Source organism: Streptococcus suis (assembly GCF_002964045.1).
In the GTDB taxonomy this organism is placed as follows: Bacteria; Bacillota; Bacilli; order Lactobacillales; family Streptococcaceae; genus Streptococcus; species Streptococcus suis_U.
Window position 1 is genome coordinate 1 of the sequence record NZ_POPB01000130.1, and the last position, 293, is coordinate 293.

The following is a 293-nucleotide window of genomic DNA, read 5'->3' on the forward strand; positions in this document are numbered from 1 at the left end:
TTATCTTTTTCACTAGAATTTTAGTCCGTGTTCAACTAAGATACGAGAGATGTTCTGGTTTATCAGAAATTTCTGTAGAAAATTAGGAGACTGACGCTGAATGTTAACACTCAAGGAAGGCTATCTATTTTCCTAAGAAATTAATATCGAGTTCAATTTCTTGTGATTAGTAAATAAATGAATTGTATCTATTTTTTGGGGTATCGCCAAGCGGTAAGGCAAGGGACTTTGACTCCCTCATGCGTTGGTTCGAATCCAGCTACCCCAGTAAAGGTACTAGATATAGTCTAGTT

The 293-nt window shown here is 36.2% G+C and carries 1 tRNA gene; it reads left to right on the plus strand.

The features are described from left to right. Positions 1 to 196: 196 nt before the first annotated feature. Positions 197 to 268, plus strand: a tRNA-Gln gene (locus C1E99_RS00560). Positions 269 to 293 lie beyond the last annotated feature (25 nt).